This is a genomic window from Nocardia brasiliensis, assembly GCF_042691675.1.
Lineage (GTDB): Bacteria > Actinomycetota > Actinomycetes > Mycobacteriales > Mycobacteriaceae > Nocardia > Nocardia brasiliensis_D.
Map to the genome: position 1 here is coordinate 678,048 of NZ_CP170507.1, position 22,631 is coordinate 700,678.

General features: G+C 68.0%; 21 protein-coding genes and 1 pseudogene. 14 read left to right on the top strand and 8 right to left on the bottom strand.

The window, feature by feature from the left end; translation table 11 throughout:
* Window positions 1-49: 49 nt before the first annotated feature.
* From cysS to ACFK0J_RS03490, 3 genes are all read left to right on the top strand, one after another.
* Window positions 50-1,480: a cysteine--tRNA ligase gene (gene cysS, locus ACFK0J_RS03480; RefSeq protein ID WP_378736493.1), complete on the top strand. Its 1,431-nt coding sequence runs from the start codon at window positions 50-52 to the stop codon at window positions 1,478-1,480.
* Window positions 1,480-2,454: a 23S rRNA (guanosine(2251)-2'-O)-methyltransferase RlmB gene (rlmB, locus tag ACFK0J_RS03485; protein ID WP_378736495.1), complete on the top strand. Its 975-nt coding sequence runs from the start codon at window positions 1,480-1,482 to the stop codon at window positions 2,452-2,454. Before cysS ends, rlmB begins: the two co-directional genes overlap by 1 nt.
* Before the next feature lie 189 nt (window positions 2,455-2,643).
* Window positions 2,644-2,922, top strand: a complete 279-nt coding sequence (locus tag ACFK0J_RS03490; protein ID WP_378736497.1) for a DUF4190 domain-containing protein — start codon at window positions 2,644-2,646, stop codon at window positions 2,920-2,922.
* A gap of 30 nt (window positions 2,923-2,952) precedes the next feature.
* On the opposite strand, the gene ACFK0J_RS03495 is transcribed toward ACFK0J_RS03490, so the two are convergent.
* Complete coding sequence (locus ACFK0J_RS03495; protein WP_378736499.1) at window positions 2,953-3,762, bottom strand: enoyl-CoA hydratase/isomerase family protein; 810 nt, start codon at window positions 3,760-3,762, stop codon at window positions 2,953-2,955.
* Window positions 3,763-3,816: 54 nt separating this feature from the next.
* Window positions 3,817-4,989: an acyl-CoA dehydrogenase family protein gene (locus ACFK0J_RS03500; protein ID WP_378736501.1), complete on the bottom strand. Its 1,173-nt coding sequence runs from the start codon at window positions 4,987-4,989 to the stop codon at window positions 3,817-3,819.
* A gap of 211 nt (window positions 4,990-5,200) precedes the next feature.
* Between ACFK0J_RS03500 and ACFK0J_RS03505 the strand changes: the two genes are divergently transcribed.
* On the top strand, window positions 5,201-5,722 hold the full coding sequence (locus ACFK0J_RS03505) for a hypothetical protein (protein ID WP_378736503.1): 522 nt from the start codon (window positions 5,201-5,203) through the stop codon (window positions 5,720-5,722).
* A 46-nt stretch (window positions 5,723-5,768) separates the two neighbouring features.
* Here ACFK0J_RS03505 and ACFK0J_RS03510 read toward each other — a convergent pair whose 3' ends face one another.
* The 5 genes from ACFK0J_RS03510 to kstR form a co-directional block, all read right to left on the bottom strand.
* The gene (locus ACFK0J_RS03510; protein WP_378742601.1) at window positions 5,769-6,605 is read right to left on the bottom strand and encodes a metal ABC transporter permease; all 837 of its coding nucleotides are present in this window, start codon (window positions 6,603-6,605) and stop codon (window positions 5,769-5,771) included.
* A 29-nt stretch (window positions 6,606-6,634) separates the two neighbouring features.
* Window positions 6,635-7,561 (bottom strand): metal ABC transporter ATP-binding protein, encoded by a 927-nt coding sequence (locus ACFK0J_RS03515; RefSeq protein WP_378742603.1) that lies wholly within the window; start codon window positions 7,559-7,561, stop codon window positions 6,635-6,637.
* A 29-nt stretch (window positions 7,562-7,590) separates the two neighbouring features.
* Window positions 7,591-8,475 carry a metal ABC transporter solute-binding protein, Zn/Mn family gene (locus ACFK0J_RS03520; RefSeq protein ID WP_378736505.1) on the bottom strand — a complete coding sequence of 295 codons (885 nt, stop codon included), beginning with the start codon at window positions 8,473-8,475 and terminating at the stop codon, window positions 7,591-7,593.
* 184 nt (window positions 8,476-8,659) lie between these two features.
* Complete coding sequence (gene otsB, locus ACFK0J_RS03525; protein ID WP_378736507.1) at window positions 8,660-11,230, bottom strand: trehalose-phosphatase; 2,571 nt, start codon at window positions 11,228-11,230, stop codon at window positions 8,660-8,662.
* Between the two features lie 373 nt (window positions 11,231-11,603).
* Window positions 11,604-12,329, bottom strand: coding sequence for a cholesterol catabolism transcriptional regulator KstR (gene kstR / locus ACFK0J_RS03530; RefSeq protein ID WP_378736509.1), 726 nt, complete (start codon window positions 12,327-12,329; stop codon window positions 11,604-11,606).
* 144 nt (window positions 12,330-12,473) lie between these two features.
* Here kstR and ACFK0J_RS03535 point away from each other — a divergent pair, with 144 nt between their 5' ends.
* Genes ACFK0J_RS03535 through ACFK0J_RS03560 form a run of 6 tightly spaced genes read left to right on the top strand, consistent with a single transcriptional unit; the run spans window position 12,474 to window position 19,511 of the window.
* A complete protein-coding gene (locus ACFK0J_RS03535; RefSeq protein ID WP_378736511.1) occupies window positions 12,474-14,627 on the top strand; it encodes an acyl-CoA dehydrogenase family protein in 2,154 nt (717 codons plus the stop codon).
* 25 nt (window positions 14,628-14,652) lie between these two features.
* Window positions 14,653-15,717, top strand: coding sequence for an acyl-CoA dehydrogenase family protein (locus ACFK0J_RS03540; protein ID WP_378736513.1), 1,065 nt, complete (start codon window positions 14,653-14,655; stop codon window positions 15,715-15,717).
* A complete protein-coding gene (locus ACFK0J_RS03545; protein WP_378736515.1) occupies window positions 15,702-16,940 on the top strand; it encodes an acyl-CoA dehydrogenase family protein in 1,239 nt (412 codons plus the stop codon). The genes ACFK0J_RS03540 and ACFK0J_RS03545 overlap by 16 nt, the downstream gene beginning before the upstream one ends.
* Before the next feature lie 45 nt (window positions 16,941-16,985).
* The gene (locus tag ACFK0J_RS03550; protein WP_378742605.1) at window positions 16,986-17,912 is read left to right on the top strand and encodes a bifunctional MaoC family dehydratase N-terminal/OB-fold nucleic acid binding domain-containing protein; all 927 of its coding nucleotides are present in this window, start codon (window positions 16,986-16,988) and stop codon (window positions 17,910-17,912) included.
* Complete coding sequence (locus ACFK0J_RS03555; protein WP_378736517.1) at window positions 17,909-18,328, top strand: MaoC family dehydratase; 420 nt, start codon at window positions 17,909-17,911, stop codon at window positions 18,326-18,328. The genes ACFK0J_RS03550 and ACFK0J_RS03555 overlap by 4 nt, the downstream gene beginning before the upstream one ends.
* The gene (locus ACFK0J_RS03560; RefSeq protein WP_378736519.1) at window positions 18,321-19,511 is read left to right on the top strand and encodes a lipid-transfer protein; all 1,191 of its coding nucleotides are present in this window, start codon (window positions 18,321-18,323) and stop codon (window positions 19,509-19,511) included. Before ACFK0J_RS03555 ends, ACFK0J_RS03560 begins: the two co-directional genes overlap by 8 nt.
* Here ACFK0J_RS03560 and ACFK0J_RS03565 read toward each other — a convergent pair.
* Window positions 19,508-20,626, bottom strand: coding sequence for an agmatine/peptidylarginine deiminase (locus tag ACFK0J_RS03565; protein WP_378736521.1), 1,119 nt, complete (start codon window positions 20,624-20,626; stop codon window positions 19,508-19,510). The genes ACFK0J_RS03560 and ACFK0J_RS03565 overlap by 4 nt on opposite strands.
* Window positions 20,627-20,717: 91 nt before the next feature.
* Between ACFK0J_RS03565 and ACFK0J_RS03570 the strand changes: the two genes are divergently transcribed.
* The 4 genes and pseudogenes from ACFK0J_RS03570 (at window position 20,718) to ACFK0J_RS03585 (ending at window position 22,575) form a co-directional block, all read left to right on the top strand.
* Entirely contained in the window at window positions 20,718-21,293 is a 576-nt protein-coding gene (locus ACFK0J_RS03570) for a TetR/AcrR family transcriptional regulator (RefSeq protein ID WP_378736523.1), read from the top strand.
* A gap of 82 nt (window positions 21,294-21,375) precedes the next feature.
* A complete protein-coding gene (locus tag ACFK0J_RS03575) occupies window positions 21,376-21,834 on the top strand; it encodes an NUDIX domain-containing protein (RefSeq protein WP_378736525.1) in 459 nt (152 codons plus the stop codon).
* 67 nt (window positions 21,835-21,901) lie between these two features.
* Window positions 21,902-22,021, top strand: a pseudogene (locus ACFK0J_RS03580) (type II toxin-antitoxin system prevent-host-death family antitoxin); the annotation flags it as partial.
* A 122-nt stretch (window positions 22,022-22,143) separates the two neighbouring features.
* Window positions 22,144-22,575 carry a type II toxin-antitoxin system VapC family toxin gene (locus ACFK0J_RS03585; RefSeq protein WP_378736527.1) on the top strand — a complete coding sequence of 144 codons (432 nt, stop codon included), beginning with the start codon at window positions 22,144-22,146 and terminating at the stop codon, window positions 22,573-22,575.
* The last annotated feature ends 56 nt before the right edge of the window (window positions 22,576-22,631 follow it).

Below are 22,631 nucleotides of genomic sequence, written 5' to 3' on the forward strand. Positions count from 1 at the left end.
CCTGAGCCGGTCCGGGTACAGGCTTATCTACCGACTAGGATCGAACGCCGTGACATTGCGCCTCTTTGACACCGACACGCGGACCATGCGCGACTTCGCGCCCTTGGTCCCCGGCCGTGCCTCGGTGTACCTGTGTGGCGCCACCGTGCAGGGCGCACCGCACATCGGTCATGTGCGCAGCGGCGTCGCCTTCGACGTGCTACGCCGCTGGCTGCTCGCGCACGACTACGACGTGTGGTTCATCCGCAATGTCACCGACATCGAGGACAAGATCCTGACCAAGGCCGCCGAGGCGGGCCGGCCGTGGTGGGAGTGGGCGGCCACCTACGAGCGCGCCTTCGACAACGCCTACGAAACCCTCGGCGTGCTGCCGCCGTCCGTGCAGCCACGCGCCACCGGCCACATCACCCAGATGATCGACATGATGCGGCGGTTGATCGAACGCGGCCACGCGTACGCCTCCGAAGGCAACGTCTACTTCGACGTGCTCAGCTACCCCGAGTACGGCAACCTGTCCGGCCATCGGCTCGATGACGTGCACCAGGGGGAGAGCGCCGGCGAAGGCAAGCGCGACCCACGCGACTTCACCATGTGGAAGGCCGCCAAGCCCGGCGAGCCGACCTGGCCGTCGCCCTGGGGCCCCGGTCGGCCGGGCTGGCATCTGGAATGCTCGGCGATGGCCGAGTTCTACCTCGGCCCCGAGTTCGACATCCATTGCGGCGGTATGGATCTGGTGTTCCCGCACCACGAGAACGAGATCGCCCAGTCCAAGGCGGCAGGCGACGGTTTCGCCCGCTACTGGCTGCACAACGGCTGGGTGACGATGGGCGGGGAGAAGATGTCCAAGTCGCTCGGCAACGTGCTCTCGGTGCCGAACGTGCTCAAACAGGTTCGCGCCGTGGAACTCCGGTTCTATCTCGGCAGCGCGCACTACCGCTCGAAGCTGGAGTACTCGGACAAGGCACTGCACGATGCGGCCCAGTCCTACCAGCGCATCGAAGCCTTTGTACATCGGACCGTCGACCGCGCGGGCGAGATCCCGGTGGGCAAGTGGACCGACGGGTTCGCCGCGGCCATCGATGACGACCTCGCCGTGCCGAAGGCGCTGGCCGAGATCCACCACGTCGTGCACGAGGGCAACAGGGCGCTCGAGGCGGGCGCGCTCGACAGCGCACGGGACCTGGCCGGACAGGTCCGAGCCATGCTCGGTATCCTCGGTGTCGACCCGCTGGATCCGCACTGGTTCACCCCACGCGACTCATCGGCGGCACTGGGCGCGCTCGACGTGCTGGTGCGCGCCGAGCTCGATCGCCGTCAACAGGCGCGAGCAGACAAGGATTGGGCGAGCGCCGATGCCGCCCGCGATCGATTGCAGGCAGCCGGAATCGAGGTCACCGACACGCAAAATGGGCCGGAATGGGCCCTTGGCGCTGCGCAGAGCTCTGCGCCGGACGCGCCACAACCTGGAAAGGCCAAGTAATGGCAGGCAATTCGCAGCGTCGTGGTGCGATCCGTAAGGGCGGAACCAAAAAGGGCGCCGTGGTCGGCTCCGGCGGTAAGCGCAGGCGCGGACTGGAGGGTCGCGGCGCGACCCCGCCCGCCGAGGCACGCACCAAGCATCCCGCGGCCAAGCGGGCCGCTGCCGCCGCCAAGGCCAAGGCCGCGACGGCGGGTCAGCGCGGTGGCGGCCGGACGGCCGGACGCAAGAACGACGACGGCCCCGAGATGGTGCTCGGCCGCAACCCGGTCGTCGAATGCCTGCGCGCGGGCGTGCCCGCCTCCGCCCTGTACGTCGCCGTCGGCACCGAGAACGACGAGCGGCTCACCGAAAGCGTGAAGATGGCCGCCGACGCGGGCATCTCGATTCTCGAGGTGCCGCGCACCGACCTGGACCGGTTGAGCGCCAACGGTTTGCACCAGGGCGTCGCCCTGCAGGTGCCGCCGTACCGCTACGCCCACCCGGACGACCTGCTCGCCGAGGTCCGCAACTCGCCGGAACCCGCCCTGCTCGTCGCGCTGGACAACATCTCCGACCCACGCAACCTCGGCGCCGTGATCCGCTCGGTGGCCGCCTTCGGCGGTCAGGGTGTGCTGATCCCGCAGCGTCGCAGCGCGAGCGTCACCGCGGTCGCGTGGCGGACCAGCGCCGGGGCCGCTGCTCGGCTGCCCGTCGCCCGCGCGACGAATCTGACTCGCACACTGAAGGATTGGGCCTCCCAGGGCATCCAGATCGTCGGCCTCGACGCGGGCGGCGACACCACCCTCGACGACTTCGACGGTCGCGAACCGACCGTCATCGTGGTCGGCTCGGAAGGCAAGGGCCTGTCCCGCCTGGTCCGCGAGAACTGCGACTCGATCCTCGGCATCCCGATGGCGGGCCCCGTCGAATCCCTCAACGCCTCGGTCGCGGCGGGCGTCGTTCTCGCCGAAATCGCCCGCCAGCGCAGGGTTTGAGCTAGCCCGCCGCTCCGCGTATTCAGGCCAGACCGGGTGCTGCGCGTCAAACGTTGGCGGCCGACGGTCTGCTGCGTTGTCGAGTTCTGGACGTACCGGGCGAGTTACCCATGTACATGCGAAACCAGTCGCTGCGAAACGTAATTCAACGAAACATGATCGGGGTGGCGCTCCCGTAGAATTCGGCTCGTGGTCATACCCAACCAGCCCATCGGTCAGCCGGTCGAGCATCCGAGGGCGACGGCGGTGCTGTTTCTCGGCGCGGCGAGCGTGCTCTGTTGTGGCGTGCTCGGGCCGATGGCGTGGGCGATGGGCAAGCGCGCGCTGGATCAGATCGAGGAATCCAACGGTGGCTACGGTGGCCGGGTGCAGGTGGTGGTCGGGTACATCCTCGGCATCATCGGCACCATCCTGATGATCGTCTTCGCGCTGCTCTACCTGATGATCCTGCTCGGCGGCAACGCCTGACGCGGTCCGTCCTCGGCTCGCGCTACGCCGTCAATCGAGGCTGGGTCGTGCCGGGTCACCCTGGTCGTCCCAGGCCGGCCATTCCTCGCTGACGCTGCCGGTCCACTGGGGTTGTCTGCGTTCCTTGAACGCCGCCATCGCCTCGCCGCCGTCGATGCTCTTGCTGACGTGCTCGTTCAGGTCGGTCTCCAACTGCCCGACCACGGTCGGGCTCATCCCGAGCCCCTCCCACAGCAGCCGCTTGGACATCGCCACCGGCAGCGGGGCAGACCCGTTGGCGATGTCGTGCGCGACGGCCAGCGCCATCGGCAACACCTCGCCGCCGGGCAGACAGTTGTTGGCCAGGCCCATCGCCTTGGCCTCGTCGCCGTCGAAGGTGCGGCCGGTCAGCATGATGTCCGCGGCATTGGCCATGCCGACCAGCCGGGGCAGTGTCCAGTGCGCGTACCCGTCCGCGAGCACCCCGCGCCGAACCTGGTTGAGCCCGTAGACCGCATCCCGCGCCATGTACCGGAGGTCGCACTGAAGGGCGAGCGCGAGCCCGATGCCCACGGCGTGCCCGTTCACCGCGGCGATCACCGGCTTGCGCACCCGCCACGGGGCGGGCTCGATGGTCGCACTCACATCGCCGACCCGGCTGGACAAGTCCGCGCCCGCGCAGAACGCGGGCGGCGTACCGGTCACCACGACAACCCGGACGGTGTCTTCCACATCGCAACGCTGCAGCGCGGCACTCAGTTCGGCGGCCATCGTCGGGGTGAAGGCGTTCTGCTGAGCGGGCCGATTGAGCGTGAGCACGGCGATGCCCGCGGCGACATCGACGTGCAATTCCGAACTCATGCCAGCGATGTTAGTGCACCGGAGCCGCCCTGACTCCGGGCCGAAAAACCTCGCTCAACCACGTAGTACCTTGCGGCCGATGGCGTACTTGTGCACTTCGGTGGGGCCGTCGTAGAGGCGGAAGGCCCGGATATCCCGGAAGATCATTTCGACGACCGTCTCGTCGCTGATACCGATGCCGCCGAGCACCTGCACGCAGCGGTCGGCCACCTTGAACAGCTCCTCGGAGACGAACGACTTCGCGATCGAGCTCTCGTGCCGCGCCTTCTCGCCGTTGTCCATCAGCCAGCAGGCGTGCCAGATGGTGAGGCGGCACTGGTGCAGCGCGATCTCGTTGTCGGCCAACATGAACGACACCCCCTCGTGCTCGCCGATCGGCTTGCCGAACGCGGTACGGGTGCGCGCGTGATCGACCGCGATGCTCTGCGCGCGCTCGGCCGCACCGAGCCAGCGCATGCAGTGCGTCAGCCGGGCCGGTGCCAGTCGCAGTTGGGCGTAGCGCAACGCCTGCCCCGCTTCGCCGAGCAGCGCCGACTTCGGCAGCGTGAGGTTGTCGAACCGGACGACGCCGTGCCCGGCCACGTAGTTGCGGTCCATCGTGTTCATGGTGCGTTCGATGACGATGCCCGGCTGATCGCCGTCGGTGAGGAACAGCGTCGGTCCCGCGGGCAGATGCGGGTTCTCCGCGAGCCGCGCCATGATGATCCAGGTCTTGGCGCCGTTGGCTCCGGTGATCAGCCACTTGCGTCCGTTGATGGTGAAGTTCTCACCGTCGAAGGTGGCGGTGGTGGCCAGCTGCGCCGGGTCCGAGCCCGCCCCGTCCGGCTCGGTCATGGCGAAGACCGAGCGATGATGCCCGGCAACCATCGGAGCGAGGTGGCGCTCGACCTGTTCCGGGTTCGCGACCTTGGACAGCAGGAACATATTGCCTTCGTCGGGCGCCGCGCAGTTCATCGCGATCGGGCCGAGGGTGGACCAGCCCGCCGCCTCGTAGATCACCGCCTGCTCGAGGTGGGTCAGTCCGCGCCCGCCGAGCGACTCCGGCGCCTGCACGGTCAGCAGCTTCTCCGCCCGCGCGAGCTCGACCAGTTCCTGCCGCAGCTCATCGGTCGGCCCGTGCGCGGTGAGTCGCGGATCCCGCTCGTACGGGACGATCTTGTCGACGACGAACTGGCGTACTCGATCGCGTTCGGCGGCGAGCTCGGCGGGAATCGAGAAGTCGATCATCGGTGGTCACCAATCGTTCGGGGGTGCGTGCGTCGAGCATACGAAACCGCCGCCACCTGACTGACGGCACCCGCCCTCAGCAAGCTGTCCGCCCCACGTTGCCCGCGGCGAAGTACGTATCAGCCCCGTGTCAGCGGCGCGCGACATCGTGGGGTCAACGCGAACGAGGACCTACCGGACCTCGCCGAACCACCCGATGAGGAGAACCGCAATGATGACCGCCGCCGCCTTCGCCCAGCTGCTGATCGCCCTCGCCTTCGTCAGCATCCCGATGGTGCGCCACCGGTACGGCGCCGCCGCGAAGGCCGCCGCCGAGGCCGAACTGTCCCGCCAGGGCGTGCGCACCACGGTGTTGGCGGAGAACAACATGCGGTTCGACGCGGGCGGCCACGAGACCGCCGTTCCGGTCGCCGTCGCCCTGGTCATGACCGTCCTGGCGGCGCTGAACCTGGCCGGAAACCAGTGGGGCGCAACCCTGTCCTGGGCCTTCCAGTCGATCGTGCTGCTCGGCAATGTCGTGATCCTGTACACCAACGTGACCGCGGCGAAGTCGGTTCAGGCCGCCTTCCAGCGCAAGAACGATCCCGAACTGCACCGGGTCGATGCCCACGCCCTGCTCGCGGCGGCTGAAGGCGCCTTCCCGCGCTGGGTCATGCCCTACCTGCAGAACGCCAGGCACGCAGTGGTTTTCGGCGGCTCGCTGCTGGTCCTGATCGCCCTACTCGCTGGCTGATTCGAACCGGCCCGGTGTTCTCGCGGACACCGGGCCCGCGGAATTGTCAACGCGCGCGGGCAACCTGGCGACGCCGCGTACCGACGACTCGGCAGACCAGATAGATCAGGAACGAGATCGTGGTGACGAAGGTCGACACCGGAACACCGGGTGCCAGCGAGAGCAGAATGCCGCCGACCGCGGCGATTTCGGCGAAGACCACCGCGAGCACGGTGGCGCGCACCGGATTCGCGGTCAGCTGCGCGGCCGCGGCGGCAGGCGTGATCAACAGGGCGAGCACCAGCAACGCGCCGACGATCTGCACCCCGAACGCCGCCGTGATACCGAGCAGCACCGCGAAGACGATCGACAGGGCGCGCACCGGAACTCCGCGCGCCACCGCCACTTCCGGATCGGAACTGGCGAACAGCAAGGGCCGGTACACCATCGCGAGCACCGCGAGCACGCCGACGGTGCACACCGCGAGCAGCGTGATGCCGCTGTTGCCGACGCTGACCACCTGCCCGGTCAGCAGCGAGAACTTCGACCCGGCCCGGTCCGGGCCGAGCCACAGGAACAGCACGGACAATCCCAGCCCGAACGACAGCACCACCGCGATCACCGAATCGCGTTCTCTGGCGCGCGTTCCCAGCAATCCGAAGAGCACGGCCGCGACCACGGACCCGGCGATGGCGCCGACGCCGACGCCGATTCCCGCGAGCAGGGCCGCGGCGGCGCCGGTCAGCGACAGCTCACTGGTGCCGTGCACCGCGAACGACATCTGCCTGCTGATGATCAGCGGCCCGATCACCCCGGACAACAACCCGAGCAGCGCGGCGGCCAGCACCGCCTGCTGCACGAAGTCGTAGGAGAGCAGGTTCGCGGTGGTAGTGAAATCGAACATCTTCTCGACGACGCCGGACAGTTTGTCGATCACGGGCGGACCCCACGCGGATCCGATTCGACGCCGGTGACCACCGGAGTTTCGGCGCGATACCCGTCGCCCACGTCACCGTGGCAGTGTGCCCCCGCCGTACCGAGTGCGTCCATCGTGTCCCCGGTTCCGACGACCACCAGCCGCCCGCGTACCCGCAGCACATCGACCTCGGTCTGATACAGCTCCGACAGCACCGCCGAGGTCATCACTTCCTCGGGAGTGCCGATCCGGAACTTGCCGTCCACCAGGTACAGCACCCGATCCACCAGCGGCAGAATGGGATTGATCTCGTGCGTCACGAAGAGCACGGCGGTGTCATGGGTTCGCCTGCGCTGGTCGATCAGCTCGGCGACCAGCCGCTGGTTCGCCAGGTCCAGGCTGAGCAGCGGTTCGTCACAGAGCAGTACCTTCGGATCACCGACAAGTGCCTGGGCCACCCGCAGCCGCTGCTGCTCGCCGCCGGACATGGTTTCCAACGGCGCGTCGGCGAACCGCTCCGCGCCGACATCGGCGATGGCGGCGGCGACCCGGCGCCTGCGCTCGGCCCGCGCCCGGAGCCCGAGACCCCAGCGGTGGCCGTCGTAGCCCAACCCGACGAGGTCGACGCCGCGCAACTGCACCCCGGCGTCGATCGTCTTCTGCTGCGGCACATAGCCGATATCGGGGTTGCCGGTGCGCGCGGGCGCGCCCGCGATCTCGGCGGTGCCCGCGCTGAGTCCGAGCTGGCCGAGCAGCACCTTCAACAGGGAGGTCTTGCCGGAGCCGTTGGGCCCGAGGACCGCGACGAATTCGCCGGGCGCCACGTCGAGGTCCAAGCCCTGCCAGAGCGTGCGGTCGCCGAACGACAACCGGCCCCCGTCGAGCCGGACCGCCGAAGTGCCGTACGCGAGTGCCTGCCGCGCCCGTTCGGTGTGTTCGGTCAGCGCGGCTCCCTGGTTCGTTGCGGTACTGGTCAACGCAACGCCGCGGCGAGTGCCTCGGCGTTCTTGGTCTGCCACTGAATGTAATCGACCCCGATGGGCATGGTTTCGGTCACCTCGACAATGGGAAGCCCGCTGGACTGGGCGACCGCGCGCAGCTCCTTGGTCATCTTGTCCTGCGTCTGCACGTTGTAGACCAGGGCGCGAACCTGCTTGCCGGTCAGCAGCTCCCGGGTCGCGGCGACCGCGGCGGGGGCGGGATCGGTCTCCTGTTCGACCGCTTCCTGGAACTCGTGCGGCGTGCGATCGTCGACACCGGCGGCGAGCAGCAGGTAGTGCGCCAGCGGCTCGGTCTGCAGCACCGGCGTCTTCGGCTGCTCGGCGGCGAGCTTGCCCGCGATGGCGGTGATGCCGGCGAGTTGGTTCTTGAAGGTTGTGGCGCGCTCGGTGAAGGCGGCGGCGGAGTCGGGGGCGAGCTCGCCGAGGCTGGTGGCGATCCGGTCGGCGACCGCGGCGACGGTGTTCATGTCGTAGAAGACGTGCTCGTTCTCGTCGTCCTTGTTCGGACGGGCTTCGAAGGCGTCGACGGTGCGCTTGTCGCGCCCGGCCACGGCCTTCTCGGCGAACTCGTCGTAGCCGCCGCCGTTGTAGACGACCAGGTCCGCGTCGCGCAGCTTGGCGGACTCGACGGCCGACGTCTCGTGCGAATGCGGGTCGGCGGACGGGTCGGTGATGATGGACTCGACCTCGGCGTCCGGTCCCGCGATGGTGGCGGCGATATTGCCCCAGACATCGGTGGACGCGACGACGGAGGGTTTCCCCGAATCACCGGAGCTGCTGCCGCAGGCGGCGAGCGAGAGTGTGGCAACGGCCCCCATGGCGACGCCGGCTAACCGAATGGCAAGGCTTGTCTTCACGCGGGGCACTCCTGTGGCGCTCGACAGCTGGTGACGCACTCGAGCGGGTGACACAACGCAGCTTAATGGAAATGGTTTCTGTTTTACTTTAGCAAGCGCACGCAGCGGAGACGAGCCCGGGCCCGCCGACCGAGACGCGCGTGCGCGCGGCCGTCGACGGGCCCGGAACAAGTAAGGGAACTTTCTAGACCAGCGCCTCCACCGGTTGGCTGAGCAGCTGAGCGCAGCGCAGCAGGCCGAGGTGGCTGTAGGCCTGCGGGTGATTGCCGAGCGAACGTTCGGCAACCGGGTCGTACTCCTCGCTGAGCAGGCCGGTCGGCCCCGCGACGTCGACCAGCTGGGCGAACAGCGCCTCGGCGTCCGAGCGCTTGCCGATCAGCAGGTACGCCTCGACCAGCCAGGCCGCGCAGAGGTGGAAGCCACCCTCGCCGCCGGGCAGGCCGTCGTCATGGTGGTACCGGTACACCGTTGAGCCACTGCGCAATTCGGCCTCGGTCGCGACCACGGTCGCGGCGAAGCGCGGATCGGACGGATCGATCAGTCCGCTCAGCCCGATGTGCAGGGTCGCCGCGTCCAGGTCGGTGCCGTCGTAGGCGGCGGTGAACGACTGGACCTCGTCGTTCCAGCCCTTGGACTTCACCTCGTCGGCGATGGTGTCGCGCAGCACCGTCCAGGCCGGGTCGACCTCGCGGGCGAACTTCTGTGCCAGCGTGATCGCCCGGTCGACGGTCAGCCAGCCCATCACCTTCGAGTACACGTGGTGGCGCGGGTTGCCGCGGATCTCCCAGATGCCGTGGTCGGGTTCCTGCCAGCGCCGCTGCACCGCGGCGACCATGGCGCGCACCAGTTCCCAGTCCGCGTCCGGCAGCGCCGCGGCCGGATCGGTGACGCCCTGGAGCTCACGGGCGTGCGACAGGCTGGCGATGAGATCCACGATCGGCCCGAACACGTCCAGCTGCACCTGCATGTTGGCCGCGTTGCCGACGCGCACCGGGCGCGAACCCGCGTACCCCGGCAGTTGGTCGATCACGGCCTCCGGCGGCAGCGTCTCGCCGTACAGCGTGTACAGCGGGTGCAGCCGCTCCGGGCCGGGCAGCGTTTCCAGCACCGTGTGCACCCAGTCGAGGAATCGCTCGGCCTCGTCGAGCGAACCGAGCGACACCAGTGCCTGCGCGGTCAGCGACGCGTCGCGCAGCCAGCAGTACCGGTAGTCCCAGTTGCGCACGCCGCCGATGTCTTCCGGCAGCGATGTGGTGGCCGCGGCCAGGATGGAACCGGAGGGGGCGTGCACCAGACCGCGCAGGGTGAGCGCCGAGCGCTTCATCAGATCCGGCTTCAGCGGCGGCAGCTGCAACGTGCTCGCCCACTCCGACCAGTAGCTCTCCGCCTGCCGCCGACGCTCCAGCTCGCTGGTTTCGGCGGGCTTGAGATCGGCGGTGCCACACCGCATTTCCAGGACGATCGGGCCCTTCGACGGGTCGACCACGGCGCGCGCGGAATCGTGGGTGCCGTCGCTGATGATCTCCCAGGACAGTCCGGGGGAGCGCAGCACCGTCGGATCGTTGGTGCCGAGCACCCGCAGGCCGTTCTCCGTTGCCTCGATGCTCACCGGCACCTGACCGAATTCCGGTCGCGGCGCGAAGGTTACGACGGCCTTGGCGTCACCGGTGATCACCCGGGTCAGGTCGGTGCGGGTCGGCGACACATCGTGCGGCAGGTAGTCGACCACTTGCAGCTTGGCCCACCGGGTTTCGACGGTCATGGTGCTGTCGATGTAGCGCTGCGAAAGCGGCAGGCCCGGCCGTTCCGGCTCGATGGTGAAGTGCCCGGCCTGCGGTCCGCCGAGCAGGTGCGCGAACACCGCGGCCGAATCCGGTTCCGGGTGACAGAACCAGGTGACCGTCGCGTCGGGGGTGAGCAGCGCCACCGAGCGCGGACTGGCCAGCATGGTCAGCCGCTCGATCCGGGGCGCGCTGGCACCGGCCAGCCAGGTGCGCCGCTCCTCCAGCAGGAAGGCCAGTGCGCAGGACACCGCCTCGGTGCTCGCCACCCGGAACTTGGCCAGGCTGTCGCCGTCGCCGACCTTGATGCCGAGGTCGGGACCGGACAGCACGCGGAAGGCCTTCTCGTCGGTTACGTCGTCACCGAAGAACACCGCGGCCGACGCGCCGGCCTGATGCCGGATGGTGTCCAGGGCGGTGCCCTTGTCGGTCTGTACAACGGCCAGTTCGATGACGGCCTTGCCCTCGGTCACCTGCACGCCGAACCAGCACGCCGGACCCTGCCGGACCTGGGTCAACGCCCGGTGCCCGATCTCCGGGCTGGCGTTGCGCACGTGCAGCGCGACGCTGGCCGGTTTGATCTCGACGGTGACGCCAGGGTTGTCCGCGGCGACCTGGGTCAGCGCGGTTTGCACCTCTTGCAGCAGGTGTTTGGCGTCGTTGTCGATGGCGTGCACGAAACCGACGTCGAATTCCGAGCCATGGCTACCGATCAGCTGCACCTCGACAGGCAGTCGCGACAACGCGGCCAGGTCCCGCAGCGCGCGGCCGGAAATGACCGCGGCGGTCGTGCCGGTGAGACCGGCGAGCGCGCGTAACGCGCTCACCGATTCCCGGTGCGGAAAGGCCTTCGCCGGGTCGGACACGATGGGCGCAAGCGTCCCGTCGTAGTCCGATGCGACCAAGAGTCGTGGCACGCGCGCGACCGTCGACAGTGCACGACGAAGTTCCAGTGGCAGATCCTGTGCGCTCACGCATCCAACCTAGTGATCGGAGGAGTTTTTTCAGGGGCGGGCAGAACAATACTGGGTTGAATTCGCCGCACCGACGCCCGCCGCTGTGCGTGCGTTGCGTTCAATTCTTCGCGACTTCCGGTCGGCGTGCGCGTGGGCGCACCGATCGCGCGTCCGAGCGGCCAGGACTGGTCAGTTCGGTGGCTGTGCTGCGCGCACGTCGACGCGGGCCGGGTGGCGGGCCGCGCGCAAAACTCGCGTTATCCGCACTCGGCCCGCGCCCGGCGCGGCCATCAATTCGGCGGAACTGCCGCGCTGCCGGGGCGATTGTGATTTTCGGCACCGCAGCGACGGGCGACCCGAATTTGCCGGGTATGCGCTAGGTGTCCGAATGCTAAGTGCGGTCGCCGAGCAGCAGATCGACGGTCAGTTCGAGGCGCTCCGTCACGTCGGTCGCCGAGGCGCGCCGGGTCAGCCAGGCCACCAGGTTCGACAGCCAGACATCGCTGATCACCCTGGCAATGGCCAATTGACGCTCGGTGGGTTCGCCGTCGTTCATGGCGCGGGCGAAGACCCGATCCATCACCTTGCCGACCCGATCCACCTCGGCCGCCGCCGATGCGTCGGCGAACATGAACGCCCGCGTCATCGCCTCGGTGAGCAGCGGGTCGCGCTGCATCATCCGGGTGATCTGGGTGAGCAGCAGATGCATGCGCTCCTGCGGCGACTGTCCGGCAAGCGGCTTGCGCTTGCCTTCGATCTGCTCGAATTCCCGGGACAGCGCGGAGACCAGCAGGTGCACTTTCGAGGGGAAATACCGGTACAGCGTCCCGACTGCCACATCGGCACGTTCGGCCACCGCGCGCATTTGCACCGCGTCGTAGCCGCCCTTCGAGGCCAGCGCCAGCGTCGCATCGAGGATGCGCTTACGCCGTTCCCGCTGCGCGGCAGAGCTCAACTCGTCTTCGCTGAGCGTCGTGACCGTCGCGGTGGCCGGCGCTGTGCCGGATTGGCGGCGCTCGCGGGCCGCTGCGTGGTCACGCTCCGCTACCGCCTCCGCGGCCGTCGCTCGTGCCGCCGCGGTCGAGTCGGCCGGCTGCGATCGGGAGGGACTGGCCATGGATGAGAGTCCTTTCCGGAAACGTCGTTCGTGTACTGGCCCGAGTATCGGTTCGGCTCGGCGGTCGTCTCTTGACTTCCGCACAGCTAGGATATTAGAACATGTTCTAGGTGTGGGAGTCACGCCGGGAAGGCGGTACGGAGTGTGACCATCGCCACCACTGACGAGCATAAAGCCGTCCAGGAGTCGATGCGCGGATGGGCCGGTTCGGTGCGTCCAATTGCAACAATGCGAACCGATCCGAGCTCCTTCTGGCGCGCGTACTGGCCCGGTCTCGTCGAGCTCGGCATCTTCCGGGTCGCCGTCGCCGAGGACGCGGGTGGAGCGGGCGGGTCGGTGGCCGATCTCGCCGTGCTGATCGAACAGGCCGCGCACGACCTGGTCGGCGGGCCCGTGCTGACAACGGCGTTGGCCAATCTGATCACCGCGGGACGGCTCGACGAGCAACTACCGTGCGGCGTCGCGCTCGACTTCGTTGTCGGAGCGGAGCTCAGCGTACCCGCCGCAGCCGACGAGTTGTTGCTCACGGGTACCTGGGATTCCGTGCTCGGCGCGGCACCGGAAACGGCCGTGCTGCTGCCCGTTTCCGGCCCGCAGGGGCAGCGGTGGGTGGTGGTCACGCCGGACGCCGAAGGGCTTCGGGTGGAACCCCTTTCGCCACTCGACCTGAGTACGCCGATAGCGCGGGTGCACTGCGCCGACGTGCGCGTATCCGCCGATCAGATATTCACGGCACCGCACGCGGTCGAGGATCTGGTCGTGGTGCTGGCCGCCGCCGAGCTGGCGGGGCTGGCCGGCTGGTGCCTGGACACCGCGGTCGAATACGCCAAGGTGCGTGAGCAATTCGGGCGCAAGATCGGCGCGTTCCAAGCGGTCAAGCATCTCTGCGCCGGGATGCTCTGCCGGGCCGAACTGATCCGTGCCGTCGCGGCCGACGCCGCGGCCGCCGTGGACGAAGGTGGAGCGGAACTGCCGGTCGCCGCCGCGATCGCCGCGGCGATCGCGCTGGATGCCGCGGTCGATACCGCGAAGGACTGCATTCAGGTGCTCGGCGGCATCGGCTTCACCTGGGAGCACGACGCGCACCTGTACCTGCGCCGGGCGGTTGCGTTGCGGCAGTTGCTCGGTGGGTCCGCGCGCTGGCGTGCCCGGGTGACCGAACTGACCCGCGCGGGTCACCGGCGCACCACCGGGGCCGATCGGGTCTTCGCCGCCGAAGGTGTTGCGGCCGTGGACGGTAGCGGTGTCGACGAGTTGGCGGCGGAGGTGGCGCGGATCGCCGCGCTGCCCGCCGACCAGCAGCGGGTGGCACTGGTCGAGGCGGGTCTGGCGACCCCGCACTGGCCGCCGCCATACGGTCGCGCTGCGGATCCGATGACGGGCCTGCTGATTTCGGAAGAACTGCGGCGTGCCGGACTGACCGCGCCCGACTTGGCGATCGGCGGCTGGGCGGTGCCGACGCTGCTGCGGCACGGCACGCCGGAACAGATCGACCGCTTCGCCTGGCCGACGCTGCGCGGCGAAGTCGTGTGGTGTCAGCTGTTCAGCGAACCGGAAGCCGGGTCCGATCTCGCCGCCTTGCGCACCACCGCCAAGAAGGTGGACGGCGGCTGGTTGCTCCGCGGTCAGAAGGTGTGGACCTCGTTGGGTGACCGCGCCAATTGGGCGATCTGCCTGGCGCGCACCGACCCCGACGTACCGAAACACCGTGGCATCAGCTATTTCCTGGTCGACATGCGCAGTGCCGGGCTGCAGGTGCGTCCGCTGGTCCAGATCACCGGCGAGGCGCGGTTCAGCGAGGTGTTCCTCGACGATGTCTTCGTCGCGGACGACTGCCTGGTCGGCGCGCTGAACAACGGCTGGAAGATCGCGCGCTCCACGCTGTCGACCGAGCGAGTAGCCATGGGCGGTAACGGCATCGGGCCGGTGCTGGAGGAACTGATCGCGAAGTCGCCCGCCACCGGCCCGGGTGCGGAACTGCTGAACGATCGGCTCGGCGGGTTCGTCGCCGAAGCCATCGCTGGTCTGCTGCTCGAGCAGCGCGCCGCCGTCAAGATGCTGGCGGGCGACGACCCGGGCGCACAGAGCAGTGTGCGCAAACTCGTCGGCGTCCGGCATCGTCAGGCGGTCGCGGAATTCGCCGTGGAGACGGCAGGTCCCGCCGGTGCACAGGACTCCGAGGTGGTAAAAGAATTCCTGCTCACACGCTGTTTATCGATCGCGGGCGGTACCGAACAGATCTTGCTGACCGTCGCTGGCGAGCGGATTCTCGGGCTACCACGCGACGCCAACAGCTAGTCGACAAGGCAACTGGAGTAAAAGCGTGGACTTCACCAGGGACGAGGGCCAGGACGCGGTGGCCGAGGTCGTCGTGAGTTTATTGGAGCGGGAACCGGCACGCGATATCGCGTTGTGGCCGAGCCTGGTCGAGAGCGGGCTGCTGTCGGTCGCACTGCCGGAGTGCTTCGGCGGCGACGGCATGGGCTTGCCCGAGGTGTCGGTGCTGCTGACCGAGTTGGCGACCGACGCCGTCGCGGTGCCCGCCCTGCCGACGCTGGGCTTCGGGCTGCTGCCGCTGTTGTCGCTGCTGCCGGACAGTGTCGCCGAGCGGGTGTTCCCCGAGGTGGCCAAGGGCGCGGTGCTCACCGCGGCATTGAGCGAACCGGCCGCGCCGTTCGCGGTCAAGCCGGAGACGGCGGCGGTCGCCGATGGCGATTCGGTGCGGATCACCGGTCACAAGGTCGCGGTGCCGTACGCGGAGGAGGCCCGTTGGCTGCTGATCCCGACCAATTCCGGTATCGCGCTGATCGATTCGGATGCCAAGGGGTTGATCCGGGTGCCGTCCCCGGTGTCCGGCGGTATTCCCGAATGCACCGTGCGACTCGATCGGGTGCGGATCCCGGCCGATCAGCTGCTGCCCGGTGGGCTAGCGGAGCTACACCGGTTGGCACTCGCTTCGATCGGCGCCGTCGCGGACGGTCTGTTGACGGGTGCGCTCGTGCTGACCGCCGAGCATCTGCGAACGCGGCGCCAATTCGGCAGGCCGCTAGCCGAATTCCAGGCCGTCGCCCAGCAGATCGCCGACCTCTACGTCGTCTCGCGCACCCTGCATGTCGCCGCGGTGTCGGCGAATTGGGCGCTGGCACAGCAGGATTCCAGCCCGGAGCACCAGGCGCGGATCGATGACGATCTCGACGTCCTTGCCTACAGTGTGGCCGCGGATCTGCCCGCCGCCATGCAGAAATGTCATCACCTGCACGGCGGTCTCGGGGTGGACATCACCCACCCGATGCACCGGTACTACTCACAAGCCAAGGACATCGCTCGCTGGCTCGGCGGCGCATCGTTCCGACTAGATCGATTGGGGGCCAGATGTTCATCGACCTGACCACCGAGCAGCGCCGGCTACGTGACGAATTGCGTTCCTACTTCGCCGATCTCGTCACACCCGACGAGGAAGCCGCGATGGCGGTGAACCGGCACGGCGACGCCTACCGGGAGGTGGTGCGCCGGATGGGCCGCGACGGCTGGCTCGGCGTCGGCTGGCCCAAGCAGTACGGCGGACAGGGTTTCGGCCCCGTCGAACAGCAGATCTTCTTCAACGAGGCGGTGCGGGCGGATGTGCCGCTGCCGCTGGTCACCCTGTTGACGGTCGGCCCGACCCTGCAGCAGTTCGGCACCGACGTGCAGAAGGACAAGTTCCTCCCCGGAATCCTGTCCGGCGATGTCCATTTCGCGATCGGCTACTCCGAACCGGAGGCGGGCACCGACCTCGCCTCGCTGCGGACCTCGGCTGTGCGGGACGACTCCGGTGACTGGGTGGTCAACGGGCAGAAGATCTTCACCACCGGCGCGCACGAGGCCGATTACATCTGGCTGGCCTGTCGCACCGGATCGGTCGAGTCCCGGCATCGTGGCATCACCATCCTGATCGTCGACACCACCGATCCCGGCTACTCGTGGACGCCGATAATCACCTGCGACGGTGCGCATCACACCAACGCGACCTACTTCGACGACGTCCGGGTACCTGCGGACATGCTGGTCGGTGCGGAGAACGCGGGCTGGCGGCTGATCACCACTCAGCTCAACCACGAGCGGGTCAGCCTCGGTCCGTCCGGCAAGATCGAGCAGCTCTACGACCGGGTGCGCGACTGGGCGCAGCCGCGCGGTGTGCTCGGCGAAACCGATGTGCGCCGCTCGCTGGGCCGCATCCACGCCATGGTCCGGTTGAACGAGCTGTTGAACTGGCAGGTGGCGGCTGCATCCGATTCGCGGCGTTCGGGGGGCCCTGCGTGGTCACGCTCCGCTACCGCCTCCGGGCCCGGCCCTCGCGCCGCAGGCGTAGACGGCGACCAGTCCAGCGTGATCGCCGATGCGTCGGCCACCAAGGTGTTCTCCACCGAATCACTGCAGGAAGCCGGTCGGCTCGCCGAGGAGATCGTCGGTCGCTACGGCGATCCCGCCGAACCGGGCACCGCGGAGCTGCTCACCTGGCTGGATCGGCGGACCAAACAGAACCTGGTGGTGACCTTCGGCGGTGGCGTCAACGAGGTGATGCGCGAACTGGTCGCCACGGCCGGGCTGCGGTTGCCGCGAGTACCCAGATAGCTACATACAGTGCTAGTCGAGAAGGAGCCGCGCGTGCCGGAAACCATCAGTCCGGAAGCGATTGTCGCCGAGGCCGAACGGATCAAGGCGGCCGGTGATTGCGCGCCGCGCCTCGGGCGTGACCCAGTAAACCAGCCGATGATCAACAACTGGGTGGAGGCGCTGGGCGATACCAATCCGATCTACGTCGACGAGGCGGCTGCCCGGGCCGCCGGACACCCCGGCATCGTGGCGCCGCCCGCGATGGCGCAGGTATGGACCATGTTCGGGCTCAACGGTTTCCGCCCCGACGACGATCCGATGGGCAAGGCGACCGCACTGCTCGATGCCGCCGGGTACACCTCGGTCGTCGCGACCGATTGCCAGCAGACCTATCACCGGTACCTGAACGTCGGTGAGCAGGTGTCGGTGACCAGCAGGCTTTCCGATATCCGCGGTCCGAAGCGGACCGCGCTGGGGGAGGGCTGGTTCATCACCTTCCAGACCAGCTGGCAGGTGGGTGACGAAGTCGTCGCCGAAATGCTCTTCCGGTTGCTGAAATTCGCACCAGGCACCGGTCCCGCTCCGAAAGTGCCTGCGGGGGAGCGGGTCAAGCCGCTGGTCTCGTTGGATACCGAATTCTTCTGGGCCGGAACGAAAGCGGGGGAGCTGCGGATCCAGCGGTTGCCGGATGGCTCGCTGCGGCATCCGCCGATTCCGGCGCTGTGGAAAGACAAGTCGGAACAGACCGACTACGTGGTCGCCTCGGGACGCGGCACCGTATTCAGCTACGTCGTGCACCATGCGCCGAAGGTGCCCGGGCGGCAACTGCCGTTCGTCGTCGCGCTGGTCGAATTGGCGGAAGGGGTGCGGATGCTCGGGGAACTGCGGGGTATCGAACCCGCCGAAGTAGAGATCGGGCTTCCGGTCCAGGTGGGGTTCGAGAAACTCGACGACGAGGTTACGTTGCCGTTCTGGCAGGTGCTGGCATGACGGCGACTGTCGAGCCGACCTCGATTCAGGTCGGCACCACGCTGCCCGAACTGGTGATCAACGCTGATCCGACCTTTGTGATCAGTACGGCCTTGGCCACCAGGGACTTTCAGGACGTGCACCACGACAGGGACAAGGCGGTCGCCCGCGGTTCCAAGGACATCTTCGTCAATATCCTCACCGACACCGGGCTGGTGCAGCGTTTCGTCACCGATTGGGCCGGGCCGCGCGCGATGGTGAAGTCGATCGCACTGCGCCTGGGCGTGCCGCTGTATGCCGGTGACACGCTCACGCTGACCGGCACGGTAAGCGCCATCCAGGGCGACGACATCCACATCGACGTGGTCGGCAAGGACAGCCTCGGCGATCACATCACGGCGAAAGCCGTTATCGCATACCGGAGTTCGCATGAGTGAGCCGAGCATCTCGGGCCGCGCGGCCATTGTCGGCATCGGCGCCACCGACTTCTCCAAGGATTCCGGGCGCAGCGAACTGCGCCTGGCCGCCGAAGCGGTCACCGCCGCGCTGGCCGACGCCGGCCTGACACCGGCCGATGTCGACGGCCTGACCACCTTCACGATGGACACCAACACCCAGGCCGCCGTCGCCCGCGCGGTCGGCATCCCGCAGCTGAAGTTCTTCAGCCACATCGGCTATGGCGGCGGGGCGGCCTGCGCCACCATCCAGCAGGCCGCCATGGCGGTGGCCACCGGTGTCGCCGATGTGGTGGTGGCCTACCGCGCCTTCAACGAACGCTCGGTGTCCCGGTTCGGTCAGTTCTCCACCGCGCTGGCCACCGCGCCCACCTCGTCGGGGATCGACGCGGGCTGGTCTTATCCCCAAGGTCTCGGCACTCCCGCCGCGCAGGTCGCCATGGTGGCGCGGCGGTATATGCACGTATACGGCGCCACCAGTGCGGATTTCGGCCGGGTCGCGGTAGCCGACCGCAAGCATGCCGCGGTGAATCCGGCCGCCTTCTTCTACGGCAAGCCGATCACCCTGGCGGACCATCAGAATTCCCGGTGGATCGCCGAACCCCTGCACCTGCTCGACTGCTGCCAGGAGTCCGACGGTGGTGTCGCCATCGTCGTCACGAGTGCCGAACGGGCCCGCGATCTGCCGCAGCCTGCCGCGGTCATCACCGCCGCCGCCCAGGGTTCCGGCGCCGACCAATACGTCATGACCAGCTATTACCGCGACGCCATGGCCGGACTGCCGGAGATGGGCCTGGTCGGTGACCAACTCTGGGCGCAAAGCGGTTTGCGCCCAGCGGATATGCAGGCCGCCATCCTCTATGACCACTTCACGCCGTTCGTCCTCATGCAACTGGAGGAGCTCGGTTTCTGCGGCCGCGGTGAGGCCAAGGACTTCATCGCCGACGGTGCGATCGAAGTCGGCGGCAGGCTTCCGCTGAACACCCACGGCGGACAGCTCGGCGAGGCATATATCCACGGTATGAACGGAATCGCCGAGGCGGTCAGGCAGATTCGCGGCACCTCCGTGAATCCTGTGGACAACTTGACGAACATCCTCGTCACCGCGGGCACCGGCGTACCGACATCGGGATTGGTGCTCAGCGCGAACCGAGGACTGAGCTAGCGGATCGGAGTTCCCGGCTGATCGTGTGTGGCGCAGTGGATTCCACCACCGCCTGCGGCGATCTCGTCGATCGGAACCGGGACCACATCCCGGCCCGGAAAATGATCCCGCAGGATGCCCTGCGCACGGTCGTCGGCCCGCCGGTCACCGAACTCGGGCAGGAACACCGCGCCGTTGGCGATATAGAAGTTCGCGTAGCTGGACACGAACTCATCGCCCTCGCCGGTTATCCGGTCCGGATCGGGCTGGGGCAGGTCGATGACCTCCAGCTTGCGACCGCGCGCGTCGGTGGCCTGCGCGAGCACCTGCCGTGCCTGTTCACCCGAGCGTGACCACGAGTCGGCGGGCGACCCCGGAAACGCGGTGTCCAGCAGCACGATTCCCGGCGCCACGTAGCGGACCAGGCAGTCGATGTGGGCGTCGGTGATGTCCGCACCGCGGACACCGGCGAACCAGATCACCTTCTCGATGCCGAGAGTCCGCTTCAACTCGGCTTCGAGCTGGTCGCGGCTCTTGCCGGGATTGCGATTGTCGTTGACGATCGAGCTCTCGGTGACGAGCAGGGTGCCCTGGCCGTCGGTTTCCAGCGCACCGCCTTCGGAGACGAAGGGCGCTTGGTAGCGCGGAATCTGATAGCGCGACAGCAGTTTCCGGCCGAGCGGGCCGTCATTGTCGTGGGGCTGCTTGTTGCCCCAGCCGCTGAAGTTCAGGTCGACGCCGACGACCTTGCCGGATTGTTCGACGAAGACGGGGATGGTGTCGCGGGCCCACAGATCGTCCACCGCAAGCGGAATCACTTCGACGCCGTTGCCGCACGCACGCTGAGCCGCGTCGCGCTGGTCGTCCCTGGCCAGCATGACCACCTGCTCGTACTCGGCGATCGCACGCGCCAGCCCCGCGATATCCGCGCGGACATCGCCCAGGTAGGGACCCCAGACCGCCTCCTGCGCGGGCCACGCCAGGTAGGTGCGCGCGTGGCTCTCCCACTCGGCGCCGAATCGACCACCCGCCCCGGCCTGCTCAGGGGCAGGTGGCTCGGCCGATCCGCAGGCCGAGACGCCTGCGGCGAGCAGGCCTGCTCCGGCGAGAACGCTGAAGGCTGATCGGCGAGACATGAGGTTCTCCATCACGGGCTCCGGTAGTAGATCTGCTGGCGATAAATCCTGACTGAAATTTCAGTCAGGATCTCACGGTACCATTGACCGCATGTCTCGTCGTGATTCGATCCTGGAGTCGGCCGCTCGCGTGGTCGCGCAGCGCGGTGTCCGTGGCTTACGCGTGGAGGAGCTGGCCGAAGCGGCCGGTGTGTCCACCTCGCTGATCTACTACCACTTCAAGGACCGCGCCGGACTGCTCGCGCAGACGCTCGATTTCATCAATGCCAGGGCCGAGCGCTACACCGAATCCGGCATCGACCCCGCCGTCGACCCGGTCGGGCATCTCGAACACCTACTGCTGCTCGAACTTCAGGACACGCCGCTGGTCATCGAGAACAGTGCGGCGTGGGGCGAATTCTGCGCCTCCGCCGTCTTCCAGCCCGAGTTACGCGACCAGCTTCGCGGTGCCACTGCCCGCTGGATCGACTATCTGAGCGAACTGATCCGCGACGCCAAGGAGCAGGGCGCCGTCCCCGCCGATATCGCGCCCGCCGATGCCGCCGAACGCCTCACCGCGCTGGTCGAGGGCGTGAGCATGCGCTGGCTCAGCGGCACCCTCGAACTCGCCAGGGCCCGCGAATTGGTGCGTGGCGCAGTCCCGCTGGAACTCGGCCTGCGGTCCTGAGGTCGCGGGTGCGCGGCATGCGGGGCGCGGTGCTGCCCGGCGTAAGTTTGTCTCGGCACGATCGCCGTACCTGAGGAGCTCCATGACCGCTCGGCACCTGGTCGACGTCCACATCCTGCTCATCCGCGACGGCCGCCTGCTGCTCAGCAAGCGCCGCAGCGACGACGAATTCGACGAGCTCTGGCACCTTCCCGCCGGCAAACTCGAGGCAGGCGAATCCGCGACCGCCGCGGCGGTCCGCGAGGCGAACGAGGAAACCGGCGTCCACATCGACCCCGCCGACCTGCGCCACATCCACACCTCCCACGTGGTCGCCCCCGGCCGAGACCCCCGCCTCGGCCTCTTCTTCGAAGCCCGCCAGTGGACCGGCACCCCCACCAACCGCGAACCCGACCGCTGCCACGAACTCCGCTGGTTCCCCCTCGACGCCCTCCCCGACGCCATAATCCCCTACCCCGCCGCAGGCATCCGCGCCCACTTCACCGGCAACCCCTACAGCGAACGCGGCTGGCCCGCCCCAACGGCCTCCGCGGAAGGTTGACAGCCCCGGTGGCCGGTGTAGTAACGTATCTACATTGCGGTAAGGAGGTCACATGGCGGCCACCACTATGACGAGTCGTGAGTTCAACCAAGACACGGGTCGTGCGAAGAGAGCCGCGTCGAGTGGGCCAGTCATCATCACGGATAGGGGGCGTCCTGTGCATGTGCTGTTGAGCTATGCGGACTACGAGCGACTTACGGGGGGTGGCGTGACGATTATCGACCTACTCGGCCTGCCTGACGGGGCGGAGGACATCGAACTGGATCTGCCTGATCGGGGCGACCACGCCCGGGCCGCGGATCTCGACTGATGTTCCTACTCGACACCAATGTGGTCTCCGAGCTCAGGAAGGCCAAGGCCGGTAAAGCCGACAAGAACGTGACGGCGTGGGCGGCCGAGAATCCAGTGGCTGGCCTGTTCGTCTCGGTGATCACCGTCCAAGAGTTGGAGATCGGCGTACTGCGGGTCGAGCGACGTGACCCTGCACAGGGCGCGATCCTGCGGAACTGGCTGGAGTCGCAGGTGTTGCCGTCGTTTGCCGAACGGATCCTGCCCGTCGATGTGGCGGTAGGTCGACGCAGCGCCGGATTGCAGGTCCCTACCACCCGGCCGGTGCATGACGCGCTAATTGCTGCCACTGCGTTAGTGCATGGCATGACCGTGGCGACCCGCAACGTGTGCGACTTCGAACCGACTGGTGTGCCGATCCTCGATCCGTGGAAGTCGCGCGCGGCCGACTGATTCGGGCCGGGCGTCGATGCTGTCGACCGTGTCACCTTTCCTGGCTTCGCACACTT

Bases quoted from the DNA above. Each gene is read 5' to 3' on its own strand.
- rlmB (WP_378736495.1), top strand. From the start codon at position 1,480: ATGGCAGGCAATTCGCAGCGTCGTGGTGCGATCCGTAAGGGCGGAACC.
- ACFK0J_RS03495 (WP_378736499.1), bottom strand. From the start codon at position 3,762: ATGAGTTCGGAATTGCACGTCGATGTCGCCGCGGGCATCGCCGTGCTC.
- ACFK0J_RS03500 (WP_378736501.1), bottom strand. From the start codon at position 4,989: ATGATCGACTTCTCGATTCCCGCCGAGCTCGCCGCCGAACGCGATCGA.
- ACFK0J_RS03505 (WP_378736503.1), top strand. From the start codon at position 5,201: ATGATGACCGCCGCCGCCTTCGCCCAGCTGCTGATCGCCCTCGCCTTC.
- ACFK0J_RS03510 (WP_378742601.1), bottom strand. From the start codon at position 6,605: ATGTTCGATTTCACTACCACCGCGAACCTGCTCTCCTACGACTTCGTG.
- kstR (WP_378736509.1), bottom strand. From the start codon at position 12,329: ATGGCCAGTCCCTCCCGATCGCAGCCGGCCGACTCGACCGCGGCGGCA.
- ACFK0J_RS03545 (WP_378736515.1), top strand. From the start codon at position 15,702: ATGTTCATCGACCTGACCACCGAGCAGCGCCGGCTACGTGACGAATTG.
- ACFK0J_RS03555 (WP_378736517.1), top strand. From the start codon at position 17,909: ATGACGGCGACTGTCGAGCCGACCTCGATTCAGGTCGGCACCACGCTG.
- ACFK0J_RS03560 (WP_378736519.1), top strand. From the start codon at position 18,321: ATGAGTGAGCCGAGCATCTCGGGCCGCGCGGCCATTGTCGGCATCGGC.
- ACFK0J_RS03565 (WP_378736521.1), bottom strand. From the start codon at position 20,626: ATGTCTCGCCGATCAGCCTTCAGCGTTCTCGCCGGAGCAGGCCTGCTC.
- ACFK0J_RS03570 (WP_378736523.1), top strand. From the start codon at position 20,718: ATGTCTCGTCGTGATTCGATCCTGGAGTCGGCCGCTCGCGTGGTCGCG.
- ACFK0J_RS03575 (WP_378736525.1), top strand. From the start codon at position 21,376: ATGACCGCTCGGCACCTGGTCGACGTCCACATCCTGCTCATCCGCGAC.
- ACFK0J_RS03585 (WP_378736527.1), top strand. From the start codon at position 22,144: ATGTTCCTACTCGACACCAATGTGGTCTCCGAGCTCAGGAAGGCCAAG.